Origin of the sequence: Paenibacillus sp. IITD108 (assembly GCF_036541265.1) — a bacterium.
Lineage (GTDB): Bacteria > Bacillota > Bacilli > Paenibacillales > Paenibacillaceae > Pristimantibacillus.
Window position 1 is genome coordinate 44,720 of record NZ_JAZHCT010000036.1, and the last position, 11,446, is coordinate 56,165.

General features: G+C 41.3%; 15 protein-coding genes and 1 tRNA gene. 9 read left to right on the top strand and 7 right to left on the bottom strand.

Annotation, left to right across the window (positions count from 1 at the left end):
• Positions 1-61 precede the first annotated feature (61 nt).
• Positions 62-1,255: an MFS transporter gene (locus V1L65_RS23795; protein WP_331701755.1), complete on the bottom strand. Its 1,194-nt coding sequence runs from the start codon at positions 1,253-1,255 to the stop codon at positions 62-64.
• Between the two features lie 287 nt (positions 1,256-1,542).
• Here V1L65_RS23795 and V1L65_RS23800 point away from each other — a divergent pair, with 287 nt between their 5' ends.
• Together V1L65_RS23800 and V1L65_RS23805 are read left to right on the top strand one after the other, a co-directional pair.
• Entirely contained in the window at positions 1,543-3,012 is a 1,470-nt protein-coding gene (locus V1L65_RS23800; protein ID WP_331701756.1) for an aminotransferase class I/II-fold pyridoxal phosphate-dependent enzyme, read from the top strand.
• An 83-nt stretch (positions 3,013-3,095) separates the two neighbouring features.
• Positions 3,096-3,512, top strand: coding sequence for a DUF1885 family protein (locus V1L65_RS23805; protein ID WP_331701757.1), 417 nt, complete (start codon positions 3,096-3,098; stop codon positions 3,510-3,512).
• A 57-nt stretch (positions 3,513-3,569) separates the two neighbouring features.
• Here V1L65_RS23805 and V1L65_RS23810 read toward each other — a convergent pair whose 3' ends face one another.
• Together V1L65_RS23810 and V1L65_RS23815 are read right to left on the bottom strand one after the other, a co-directional pair.
• Positions 3,570-3,890 carry a DUF1292 domain-containing protein gene (locus V1L65_RS23810; RefSeq protein WP_331701758.1) on the bottom strand — a complete coding sequence of 107 codons (321 nt, stop codon included), beginning with the start codon at positions 3,888-3,890 and terminating at the stop codon, positions 3,570-3,572.
• Between the two features lie 111 nt (positions 3,891-4,001).
• Entirely contained in the window at positions 4,002-4,571 is a 570-nt protein-coding gene (locus V1L65_RS23815; protein ID WP_331701759.1) for a stalk domain-containing protein, read from the bottom strand.
• Positions 4,572-4,899: 328 nt separating this feature from the next.
• Here V1L65_RS23815 and V1L65_RS23820 point away from each other — a divergent pair, with 328 nt between their 5' ends.
• The gene (locus V1L65_RS23820; protein WP_331701771.1) at positions 4,900-5,613 is read left to right on the top strand and encodes an MBL fold metallo-hydrolase; all 714 of its coding nucleotides are present in this window, start codon (positions 4,900-4,902) and stop codon (positions 5,611-5,613) included.
• A gap of 105 nt (positions 5,614-5,718) precedes the next feature.
• Here V1L65_RS23820 and V1L65_RS23825 read toward each other — a convergent pair whose 3' ends face one another.
• Positions 5,719-5,949, bottom strand: a complete 231-nt coding sequence (locus V1L65_RS23825) for a DUF3892 domain-containing protein (protein WP_331701772.1) — start codon at positions 5,947-5,949, stop codon at positions 5,719-5,721.
• 384 nt (positions 5,950-6,333) lie between these two features.
• On the opposite strand from V1L65_RS23825, the gene V1L65_RS23830 reads away from it, so the two are divergent.
• Positions 6,334-6,409, top strand: a tRNA-Val gene (locus tag V1L65_RS23830).
• 428 nt (positions 6,410-6,837) lie between these two features.
• Here V1L65_RS23830 and V1L65_RS23835 read toward each other — a convergent pair.
• Entirely contained in the window at positions 6,838-7,053 is a 216-nt protein-coding gene (locus V1L65_RS23835) for an acyltransferase (protein ID WP_331701761.1), read from the bottom strand.
• Between the two features lie 46 nt (positions 7,054-7,099).
• Entirely contained in the window at positions 7,100-7,264 is a 165-nt protein-coding gene (locus V1L65_RS23840) for a hypothetical protein (RefSeq protein WP_331701762.1), read from the bottom strand.
• 25 nt (positions 7,265-7,289) lie between these two features.
• On the opposite strand from V1L65_RS23840, the gene V1L65_RS23845 reads away from it, so the two are divergent.
• The 5 genes from V1L65_RS23845 to V1L65_RS23865 all read left to right on the top strand — a co-directional run bounded on the left by V1L65_RS23845 (position 7,290) and on the right by V1L65_RS23865 (position 10,437).
• On the top strand, positions 7,290-7,511 hold the full coding sequence (locus V1L65_RS23845) for a DUF2905 domain-containing protein (protein ID WP_331701763.1): 222 nt from the start codon (positions 7,290-7,292) through the stop codon (positions 7,509-7,511).
• A 145-nt stretch (positions 7,512-7,656) separates the two neighbouring features.
• Positions 7,657-7,965, top strand: coding sequence for a WGxxGxxG family protein (locus V1L65_RS23850; RefSeq protein ID WP_331701764.1), 309 nt, complete (start codon positions 7,657-7,659; stop codon positions 7,963-7,965).
• 173 nt (positions 7,966-8,138) lie between these two features.
• Positions 8,139-8,390: a translation initiation factor 2 gene (locus V1L65_RS23855; protein WP_331701765.1), complete on the top strand. Its 252-nt coding sequence runs from the start codon at positions 8,139-8,141 to the stop codon at positions 8,388-8,390.
• Positions 8,391-8,771: 381 nt separating this feature from the next.
• Positions 8,772-9,092: a hypothetical protein gene (locus V1L65_RS23860; protein WP_331701766.1), complete on the top strand. Its 321-nt coding sequence runs from the start codon at positions 8,772-8,774 to the stop codon at positions 9,090-9,092.
• 358 nt (positions 9,093-9,450) lie between these two features.
• On the top strand, positions 9,451-10,437 hold the full coding sequence (locus V1L65_RS23865; protein ID WP_331701767.1) for an S-layer homology domain-containing protein: 987 nt from the start codon (positions 9,451-9,453) through the stop codon (positions 10,435-10,437).
• 148 nt (positions 10,438-10,585) lie between these two features.
• On the opposite strand, the gene V1L65_RS23870 is transcribed toward V1L65_RS23865, so the two are convergent.
• Positions 10,586-11,263 carry a uracil-DNA glycosylase gene (locus V1L65_RS23870; protein WP_331701768.1) on the bottom strand — a complete coding sequence of 226 codons (678 nt, stop codon included), beginning with the start codon at positions 11,261-11,263 and terminating at the stop codon, positions 10,586-10,588.
• Positions 11,264-11,446: the final 183 nt, after the last annotated feature.

Genomic DNA, 11,446 nt, shown 5'->3' on the forward strand with positions numbered 1-11,446 from the left:
TCTGACTTTTCACTAAGACCGCTATATAATTGTGAACAACATTCACTGCTTAAAGGTTGCTTTACTTCGATGCAGCCAATTGGCGGTGTTGATCCGCGCGAACAAAACCGAGTACGAGCAGAAGTGCAAGCGCACATAAAATGCCGCCTACCAAATATGGCAAGCCAAGCTCATAACCAATTTCATAAGTAAACAATATGGACCCTAATAGCGGACCGAGAATTCTGCCAAAGCTGTCCATCGAAGAGCTTAGTCCAGAGGCGACACCTTGGCCAACCGTCGTTTTTTGCGTAATTAACGACGTTACACAAGGCCGGATTAAGGAGTTCCCGATTCCAAATACAACGAGAGACAAAATGGTCCACCATAAGGAATGAGCGAATATGAGCATAAAAAATCCGACTGCTGAAAAAATAAGCCCCGCACTAATGAATAGCGGCTCCTGGCCTTTCTTGATCATTCGGCGAACGACGCCTCCCTGTACAAGCGCGCCTACCAAACCAACCACGAAAAATAATAAGCCAACTTGTCGAGGCGTTACATCAAAGCGACGCATACCGAAAAATTGCAGTGTCGCCTCCATTCCTGCTAAAGTGAATGTTACAAAAAAAGCGAGCACGTATAAATATTTAAGCGGTCCTTGAAATGCTTTCCAACGCGATACAGCTTTCTCAGAAGCCTTCTTGCGCTGTTCAGGCGGCAAAGACTCCTGCAGCTTAATAAACGCCATTACAAACGTTAAGAGCGTAAATATGGCAGCCGTGAAAAAAGGCGTGTTAAGAGAAACAACGCTTAATAAACCACCTACACCAGGCCCGATCGTAAAGCCGAGCCCGATAGACATTCCTACAAGCCCCATTCCTTTCGTACGCTGCTCAGGAGGCGTGATATCTGCTACATAGGCAACGATAACGGAAGCTACAGCACCAGAGAACAAGCCGCCTAGCGCTCTTGAAATATACATCATCGTCAAGCTTTCGCCCGCCAAGCCGAATAGCAAAAAGCTGACAGAAAAACCGATCAGACCTGTTAAAATAATTTTTCTTCTGCCTATCCGGTCAGATAAATTGCCCCAAAGAGGCGATAATAGAAAGGACACCGCAGAATATAATGCCAGCATTCTCCCTGTATGTAGTTCAGCCCCGGTCGGATCAGCTTTTTGTATGATTTCCGGCATAACTGGAATTATAATACCGAAGCCAATAAATGTAATCATTAAGATTGCCATTACAATGATCATACGACTATTTTTCATTCGTAATATCCCTCCATTATTTCATCGTACCATATTCTACTACTTTACAGGTTTGAACATTTCAAGAACAAATAAACCGCTTCCTGCATAACTAATTATTTCATTTTATGTAAACGCTCAAACACGATGATGTGCAGTCGTCTGGCGGTTTAATCGACTATTCGGACGAAAGAATGCCGCGAATTTTTACAAGCTTTCCTTTTTCAAAAAAAGACGCTTGCATTCCCCTTCTTTTTTGCTATACTCTACTTTGTTTGTACATCTGATGAAAGGCAGGGATGCTGGCGATGGATCACAATAAAACACCGCTCTTCACTGCGCTTCGCAAGCATGCGGAGCACAATCCCGTGCAATTCCACATTCCGGGACATAAAAAAGGGGTAGGAAGCGACCCAGAGTTTAGAGCATTTATCGGAGACAATGCGTTGTCAATCGATTTAATTAATATAGCTCCACTCGATGATCTGCATCAACCGACAGGCGTTATAGAAGAAGCCCAAAAACTTGCTGCACATGCTTTCGGTTCCGACTATACTTATTTTTCTGTACAAGGCACAAGCGGCGCCATCATGACAATGATACTTACAGTCTGCTCACCCGGCGATAAAATCATTGTCCCGCGCAATGTGCATAAATCTATTATGGCGGCGATTATTTTTGCCGGCGCAAGACCGGTATTTATATCCCCTGCTCGAGACAGCAATCTGGGCATCGATCATGGCATCACAACCCGTTCGGTAAGACGCGCCATTGAACGCCATCCGGACGCCAAAGGTGTACTTGTCATTAATCCTACTTACTATGGCATTTGCGCTAATCTTAAGGAAATTGTAGACCTGGTGCATAGCTATGACATTCCAGTGCTCGTTGACGAAGCGCATGGTGTGCTCATACATTTCCATGATAAATTACCGATGTCGGCCATGCAAGCAGGCGCTGATATGGCTGCAACGAGCGTCCATAAGCTGGGCGGTTCGATGACGCAAAGCTCTGTTCTCAATGTAAAAAGCGGAAGAATCAACCCGCAGCGCGTCCAAACGATTATAAGCATGCTGACTACAACTTCGACTTCCTATATTTTGCTTGCTTCGCTGGATACATCTCGCCGCAATCTGGCTTTGCACGGCTATGAAATTGCGGAAAAAGCTATAGAGCTTGCAGAATATGCCCGCCAAGCGATTAATAAAATTCCTGGCCTGTACAGCTTTGGCGAAGAAATTCTTGGCGATGAAGCTACTTATGATTACGATCCGACCAAAGTGACGATCCATGTAAGACATTTAGGCATTACAGGCTATGAAACCGAAAATTGGCTGCGCGATCATTTCAATCTCGAAATTGAAATGAGTGATATGTATAATATTTTGTGCTTAATTACGCCTGGAGATACCTCAGATTCTGTTGGAATGCTAATCGAAGCACTTACAGCCTTGTCAGCGGCCTTCTTCGAAGGCGCTGAAGCACGCGAGCTCGTTGTGAAAATACCTGAAATCCCTCAGCTTTCACTAACGCCCCGCGATGCTTTCTATGCGGAAACAGAAGTCATCCCGTTCCGGGAATCTGCCGGCAGAATTATTGCCGAATTTATCTATGTGTATCCGCCAGGCATTCCTATTCTGCTTCCGGGCGAAGTAATTTCCCAGTCCAATATCGATTACATCGTCGATCATGTTGAAGTTGGCTTGCCTGTGAAAGGTCCTGAGGATCGCAGCATAGAATTTGTTAAGGTTATTGTAGAAGAAACAGCCATTTTCTAAATCAGCGGATCTTGAAGCGTTAAATTGGTAATTTTATTGTAAACATTACCAATTCATGCTAATATGGGGCTGGGGTGATCGAAGTGAGTCAGAGCGCATTTATTAAACTTGTGCAAGGTTCTGTGGATTTCGATTTAACGACTGCTGCTATTCAGAGCAAGCTTAAGCAATATTGCGATCAGGCTGCTCGAACCGGTGAACAGCTGGGCTGGAATTACGCTGACGCCGCCTTCCCTTACACGATAGTAGAATCTGAGGATGAACGCTGGTTTTATCTTAAGGGAGCAACCGCACACTACAACCATATTATTATGGGCATCGGCAATGCAGAGTGCTCGCAAGGAAATACCGTTCCGTGCATTCAAGTCGTTTTACCCAAAACAGCCACGCATGGCGACAAAGGAAAAGCTAATGAGTATTCTAAATATATGGCAAAGCAGCTGCAAGCTGAGCTGACTTTGTTCAATGGCCGGACTATTTATTATAATCCGCGCAAATAAAAGGGATGTCCCATGTATGCTGCATGGGACATCCCTTCTTTTACTTTTATAGAAAGCCTATTGCTCAATGCCTTCATTTTCTTTGCGCGCAATTTCTTCGTAAATAGCTGCAACGCGATCCCATTCTGCATCATCTTCAATGCCTACAAGGAATGCTTCGTCATTTTCTTCCTCGATACGGAAAATTACTCCGTCCGCTTCTGGATCTTGACGATCCAACAATACTGCATATACATTCTCTTCGGATTCAAATGTATAAACCATAACCATCTCACGCTCTTGGCCTTCGTCGTCTGTTACGATAAATACATGCTCCTCATGCTCATGATCATGATCATGTCCGCAGCCGCAATCTGCACCATGCTGATGCTCGCTCATGCAAGAAAACCCCATTTCATTTGTTATGTACACAGCTTATCCTAACACGTTAAATATATTCGGGTCAAACTGCACGGCAGGAAAGAACGCCATTTTTCTTCGAGCACTAGCTTATCTTGATGTGATCACTTTTTCTGAAACAGCGGTCCAATCATCATTCGCAGACATCTTCATAAAAAACTTAATCGTATACTTGCCGGCTGTTTCAAAGCGGTAATCAATTTCTTCAGTTACAAACCAGAAATTATCATTCTTTTGATTAACCGATTCAGTTTGAATTACTCTTTCCTTGCCCTTTGGATCAAAAATAGATACTTTAACCGCAGCTATGTCGGTTTTCAAATTATCGATTTGTGAAAACACATGAAACTTGTAAGAGCCTCGGTCTACAATTCCAAACGAATTTGAGCTTTTGCCTTGAAATACAAACATATGTACATTCGGCTTATAAATGACCGCAGCTTTTTTATTGCTGTCCCACTCGATTAGCGCTTGGAACGAGCTCGCAAGCTGTCTGAGCGGCAAATATGTTTTTCCTTCTATTAATGCTCCATCATCACCAAGCTCAGAGCCATTGAAAATTACACTGACTTTATTGGCAGCTGTATTAGCAAAAATCATACTGCCACCCCATACGCTTAAAAGCAATACTGCAACTGCTACTTTCTTCTTCATTGACATCTATGCAAGCCCTCCGTCCAAATGTTCTCGTCGTAGATGTATACTGCATTTCAGTCATAAAGTTGCGCCGTTCAACGCAAATAGTTGTTCTTTTTTAATAGAGATTTTTCTTATACTACATTAACGTACTACATTAACGAAAATTTTGATAAACTTCGCTATATCTCTGTCACAACCTGTTGAAATATGCGCTTGCCTGGGAAATATAACAAGCAGATGATTGATTATTTCCAAAAATATCATTATTATTTACATAAGCTATATAAGCAGCTTTTTTTATTTCATTTCTAATTACTCGGTTATTGGAGGCTGTGTATTGAACATTCAAATGGTTGGCACGGGCAGCGCCTTTGCCAAAAAACATTATAATAATAATGCATTAATAAAAAGCGGCGGCAAAACCATATTGCTCGATTGCGGAATTACATTGCCTCATGCGCTTTACGAGCTAGGTTATAATTTCGGTCAATTAGATGCTGTGCTTATAAGCCATATTCACGCAGATCATGTTGGCGGATTAGAAGAACTTGCTTTTCAAATGTTATTTAATTATAACCGTAAGCCAGTTTTGTATATTGCCGAGCCACTTATTTCGCCGTTATGGGAGCATACACTGCGCGGCGGCCTTACACAGGGTGAGCTTACTTCATTATCTGATTTTTTTGAAGTAAGACCCCTGAAGCCGAATGAATATGCGCCTCTGACCGAAGAGCTTTCCGTCATGCCAATTCAGACAGCTCATATTCCGGGAAAACCCAGTTATTCCTTTCTTATTAACGACCGTTTTTTTTATTCAGCAGATATGCAGTTTGACAGAAAGCTGCTCGAATTACTGCATGAACAAGGCGTCGAGACGTTCTTTCACGACTGCCAGCTAGAACCTCCCGGCAATGTGCATGCATGCCTGGACGAGCTGCTTACGCTTCCTGATGCGATACAGCAAAAAATGTGGTTAATGCATTATGGCGATGCCATTAGCGAATATATAGGAAAAACCGGCGCAATGCGTATTGTTGAACAAGGAAAAATGTATAGCTTTTAAAATTAGCGGCTATTTAGCGCAAGTTAGCATGTTAGCAAGTTAGCGCAAGCAAAAAAGCTGTCACGCTTTGAAGCGTGACAGCTTTTTCGTTAGTAAAACCGAACGTTAAAATGAGGGCAAATTGTCTAAATTGTTCGATGGATCGCCGTCTGCATCTCCGCGAATATACAATTCGCCGTCGCGGCCCTTGAAAAGATTAACGCCGCTAATATTTCCTGCATTTACTTCCTGCTTCGCCTGGTCATAATCCAGTACTCTTCCGCTGCACGTTTTAAAAGCTGTCAAATCGCCGTCGCCATTTTTTTGTACAGCTACAAAGCTCTCCCGCTTGCCCATTCTATTCTCAATGAAATCATGTGCCATTTATGTCATCCTCTCTTGCTGTCATTGTCAGTATGCAGATGTAAAACCATTGCCTGACACCTTTAATATTGTCCATTTTCAAGCGGGCTATTCATCATCACTTTGCGAGCTGGAACGAAAAAATCGCACTGTCGCTGCAATGACAATTACAATTAATACAAACATCCCACCTAGCCACACAACTAGCTCCACGACTTGATCTGCCATCTTATTCCCGCCTCTCATTATATTTCTATCAAACTATGCGTAACATGCATTGCTCATAACCTTAAAATAATGAATTGGTGAGAAAATGAGATGAATATATTGACAATGCGTTTTCAATTTGCTATATTAATATTTGCATCTGCATAATATGATCTGATAGCTCAGCTGGGAGAGCACCATCTTGACAGGGTGGGGGTCGCAGGTTCGAACCCTGCTCAGATCACCATAACTTAGAAGCTGAAAGCCTTGATACTCAAGGCTTTTTTTGTTTTATAACAGATGATTGAAATATATAGTACAGATAAGTTTTTCGCAATTGTTGTAAAATCGATGTGAATATCCACTCCCAACGACGCGATGTTATTTGCGGTGCGGTCATCCATGACCGTTAGAACCAAAAAAACAGTCTTTTTGTTGCATATGTGGACATTTATGTCCTTTAGAAGAAAATTCCTTCGAAATCTCGAGCTTTTAACCCGCTAACGGAAATTTCCGTCCGTTAGAAAGTAGAAGTTGACGAAAAATGAGCGCTAACGGTCATTAGTGTCTGCATCATAAGGATCAATTCGAGCTCAACACACTTATTCACAATTTTAACTAATGCATTATTGCCTAAGCTAAGAAAAAAGCACCGATCAGGGTGCTTGAGTTGCATTACTTTTCTATAGATTTTATTTTTATGGCAGGAACGCCAGCATATAATGAGTCCGGCTCACAATCTTTAGTAACAACCGCTCCAGCAGCAATAACGCAACCATCACCAACGGTAACACCTGGCAATATTGTTGCTCGAGCTCCGATCCAGCAGCCCTTTCCGATAGTCACTGGCTTGCGATTAGATTCACCGGCTCGTTTTGATGATACCGCCAAGCGTTTATGCTTGGCTCGCAATATAAATGACTTCTTTTAATATACTCTACTTCAAGAATATTCCTTTACGACTAACGGCATAATATTTCTCGGAGGTGAGCTGCACATGAAATGTGTCTACTGTGAAAACTTGCAGCAAATAAAAGGAAGAAAACACCAATGTTACATATGCGCCATCGTTAGAGCCCGTTAACAGGTTATAAAACAACATCCTTCAACAAAGGGGCTGAGATGTATTGAATGGCATTCCGAAATTGCTCATGATAGCCGGTATCGTGCTTATCGTTATTGGATTAATTTGGGCTGGTTTAGGGAGGTTTATAAACCTTGGGCGTCTCCCTGGTGATATAGCAGTCGAAAAAGGAAGTGTAAAGTTTTACTTCCCCATCGTCACTTGCATAGTTATAAGCATTGTATTGTCAATTATCGCTTATATAGCTAGATGGTTTTTTAAGTGATACTATATCAGGTAATAATCCAGTAAGTGGGTATCATAGGAGGTAATCATTGGGCGGGATTTTTCATTTCTAAGTCTAAGAATATTTTTCAAAACAACGGAAACCTTAAAAAAGTACGAAAATAATAATAAGGAGGATTATCGTTTTGAAAAAAATATGCTCGTTTGCTTTTACCTTTACTGTGTTATTATCTTTACTGTCAAGCCCCGCCTATGCACTGGACAATAATCAAACGAATGTTATCCAGAATATTGATTTAACCACCCACCAAATGAACAATTACAAATCAAGCGATGGTGGAATGGATGGATACAGAGTAGATGGAAGATCTAACATAAATAATTACCGTACATCTGCTGTAGATAACAATAGAGGTACTAATTGGAGCTGGATTGGATTGCTTGGTTTAGCTGGTTTGTTCGGATTAAGAAACCGAGAAAGAGAACGTTCCTAACAAATGATTTTAACACCCCCTTTATCCAATGGGGGTTTTTCTTATTATGGAATATTTGTTGCTTAGCTAAAGCGGTTTGCAATTTGAAAAGCACTGCTGCTGCTCTTCTAAAAATCGTTACGGTGCATATATTACATTAGGCTTTTCATTATCTATTAAGAAAGGGATTATATATGAACCGCAATAATAATGATTTAGATCAGTTAGATAAAGATATTCTAATCGCCAGAATTGCTTTCATCGGATCATCAATCACACTGCTTGGTGATGGTTTATCTGCTGTTGCCGCCGGGCTTGCTTTAGAAGTGTTAGAAAACCCAAGCGAAACAAGATTTCAAAATCATACAATGCAGATAGACTCTACTCAAAAACAGTTAGACTATTTTATAAACGAATTAATAAAAATTAGAAAAGTGATCAGATAAATAAATGAATTGCTGTGGCTTCTGCTGCTAACTGCCTAACGTCCATAGCAACTATCTATTATGCTTCCCCCTCCCCTCTATTAATGCCATCATTCCATCAGCAAAATCTATTGGTTCTTTATTCTTGTTACTTTCTATTGTAATTATCGCCCCCCAGGCTTATTCTTCGGGCTTTTTGGGACAACCCTCAAACAAATATTAGATAAGCTTAATCACTTTTGAATTGGGTGATAAAAACGCCCCTAGGAGCGCTGCTTCATAAACTTTATTTCACTTTATTAAATAATCTGCAGCTTCAGCTTTCTGCTGCAATGCGTCCATTGGGTATTTTTCAACAATTGTTGAGCACACTATACAAAATGAATGGTGTGGAGGTTCGCTATGACTGAAAAAGATGGTTTTATCGAAGAAGAACGAAATGAATTTACTGATCTTGCTACAGTTGAATCTCAACGCAATGACTTAATCGCTGAAGAATTCCCTGAAGGTCCTTATGGTTCGACCATTAATGCTGAAAAATTAGGAAAAAGTACGCCATGGCGCATTGATCAACGCTCCCCTAATGCATTTGATTATGAAAACCGAGAACTTCATGCAGGAATGGAACGTGAATATGAAGGTGACCAAGGTCAAGGCAATGCTGCGCTAGATACTTTCAGAGAACCTGACGATGATAGTCTTGTTGAAGGTGAGGAGGGTTAAACCCCTCCTTATACCTGCTCTTGCATCGAGTTAATTTATATATAGACAGCGATTTGATTGAAAACTCCTCAATAATCTCCGGATCGATTCCGTAGCATTTTTTAAAACCTTCCATGTCCAGATCATACTACATCCCTGGCTGTTCTATTTTGTCCAGCATGATGCTCACAATTTTCTCCGTAATCAACGCATTCCTATTCTCGTCCGGCTTGCTAGATAATGATATACGCGAGAGATTAATAGCCGATTTAGAAGCGTTACTCAAGGGCAGCATTTTTTATCTCTTTTCTTGCAACCTATACATTGACAGAAACGTCTATAAAACAAACGCTGCACAATCGATAAAAGAGGTGAAATTATGAAAACTAAAAGATTTTTTCTGTTAATGATGGCACTAATGCTTACTCTCGTATTTACTCAAAGCGCTTCAGCATTCACAGACGTAACAGGACATTCGCAAGCTTCTAAAATTAATGAATTGCAGAAAAAGGGGATTTTAAGCGGCAATGGAAAGGATCAATTCATTCCAAACCGTTCTTTAACCTATGCCGAAGGAATTTCCTTACTAGTTAAAGCTTTTGATATTAACATCAACCATATCCGTTTTGTCAAAATGCCTGAAGCGACAGATTCCTTCCCTAATCTGGACAATGACGCCTGGTATGCAGATGCTTTTATCAAGGCATTCTATAACGGGTTGGATATTCCGAAAGATGTGAAAGCCAATGATCTTATGACGCGCGAACAATTCGCACATCATTTGTTCAAAGCTGTTATTAAGCAAGGCGACTTTGCCTTCATAGAACTTTATATGATGTTTGAGGATCATGATAAAGTTTCTGAGCCGTATCGAGACAGCGTGCAAAAGGTGCTAATTTCTAAATGGATGACGCTGGACAAAGATTTCTTCAACCCTTCAGAAGCTATTACTAGAGGCGATGCAGCAGGTGCTGTATATGATGCTCTCGCTTTTGTAGAAAAGAACAAAGCTTTGCAGCCTGTGTCTCCATTAGATAATGTACGCCTCGAAGAGACCGCTATTAACGATGAGGTTAACAAAATAACTATTCACGCAACTGTTCCGCATCCGGGATATGGAATGAAGATCAATTCCATTTCATTCGAGGGCAAAACAGCCTTCATCCTAGTAGAGCCTGTAATGCCTGATCCTGATAGAGTTTATCCTCAAGTTATTACTGATATAAGTGTAGATACGTTTATCAGTTCCGCATACAAGGCTGAGCTTATTTATGCTCAAGCTTCTTCTGATACGAGCGACTCCAGCTCCAGCAGTTCAAGCGGAGGCGGCAATTCGGGTCATTCAAGCGCAGCAGCGGCGCAATAAACACTAGTGTACTTGTTTCAAAAATCGACTTTAACAACTGTTACAATAAGAAAAGCCGGCAAGAGAGCAGACCCCAAAAGGGACTTTCCTCTAGCCGGCTTTTAATTTATATCGTTAAGTTTTAATAGCATAAACCAAAATAGCTCATTTATACATTAAGCAAGCGCCAATCAATCTCTGTTTGTCCATGCTGTCTCAAAAATTGATTGGCTTTTGAAAAAGGCTTGCTGCCAAAAAAACCGCGATGCGCAGACAACGGACTAGGATGAACGGACTCAATGATGCAATGCTTATTGGCATTAATCATTTTTTTCTTCTCTTGCGCATGCTTTCCCCATAACACAAATACTACCGGCTCCTCGCGATCATTCAACAATTCGATGATGCGATTTGTAAACTGTTCCCAGCCAATCCCTTGATGCGAGCCTGCTTGCCCATCTTCGACTGTCAAAACTGTATTCAGCAGCAGCACTCCCTGCTTTGCCCAGGCGTCCAAGCAGCCATTCTGCGGCGTCTCGCAGCCTATATCGCTAGCAAGCTCCTTAAAAATATTGCGCAGCGACGGCGGATGCTTTACGCCCTCCATGACAGAAAAGCTCAAGCCATATGCCTGTCCAGGTCCATGGTAGGGATCCTGGCCAAGAATGACAACCTTAGTTTCAGCAAATGCAGTCAAATTCAAAGCATAAAATAAATGGTCTTTTTTAGGGTAAATAATCTTTTCCTCATAGCTGCGTTCCAGATTCTCTGTCAAAGCAGCCATATACGGCTTATCCTGCTCTTCTGCAAGAATTTGCCTCCAATCTCCTTCAATAGCAGATAACATTGCAAATTACCTCCAGCACTATCTTCAAAGTTATGATTCTATTATTATATCACATACTTTTCACGTTTTAGAAACTGTGTCGAATGCTAGGAGGGTATCGATTAATTGTGGATCGACAGCTTCGCTAGAATCGCTATTATGTCCTACAATCACCAATAGCGTTCCAACTTGATACTTTTCATA

Bases quoted from the DNA above. Each gene is read 5' to 3' on its own strand.
- V1L65_RS23820 (WP_331701771.1), top strand. From the start codon at position 4,900: ATGGTTGGCACGGGCAGCGCCTTTGCCAAAAAACATTATAATAATAAT.
- V1L65_RS23870 (WP_331701768.1), bottom strand. From the start codon at position 11,263: ATGTTATCTGCTATTGAAGGAGATTGGAGGCAAATTCTTGCAGAAGAG.
- V1L65_RS23865 (WP_331701767.1), top strand. From the start codon at position 9,451: ATGAAAACTAAAAGATTTTTTCTGTTAATGATGGCACTAATGCTTACT.
- V1L65_RS23840 (WP_331701762.1), bottom strand. From the start codon at position 7,264: ATGTTGTTTTATAACCTGTTAACGGGCTCTAACGATGGCGCATATGTA.
- V1L65_RS23800 (WP_331701756.1), top strand. From the start codon at position 1,543: ATGGATCACAATAAAACACCGCTCTTCACTGCGCTTCGCAAGCATGCG.
- V1L65_RS23860 (WP_331701766.1), top strand. From the start codon at position 8,772: ATGACTGAAAAAGATGGTTTTATCGAAGAAGAACGAAATGAATTTACT.
- V1L65_RS23855 (WP_331701765.1), top strand. From the start codon at position 8,139: ATGAACCGCAATAATAATGATTTAGATCAGTTAGATAAAGATATTCTA.
- V1L65_RS23810 (WP_331701758.1), bottom strand. From the start codon at position 3,890: ATGAGCGAGCATCAGCATGGTGCAGATTGCGGCTGCGGACATGATCAT.
- V1L65_RS23825 (WP_331701772.1), bottom strand. From the start codon at position 5,949: ATGGGCAAGCGGGAGAGCTTTGTAGCTGTACAAAAAAATGGCGACGGC.
- V1L65_RS23815 (WP_331701759.1), bottom strand. From the start codon at position 4,571: ATGTCAATGAAGAAGAAAGTAGCAGTTGCAGTATTGCTTTTAAGCGTA.
- V1L65_RS23795 (WP_331701755.1), bottom strand. From the start codon at position 1,255: ATGAAAAATAGTCGTATGATCATTGTAATGGCAATCTTAATGATTACA.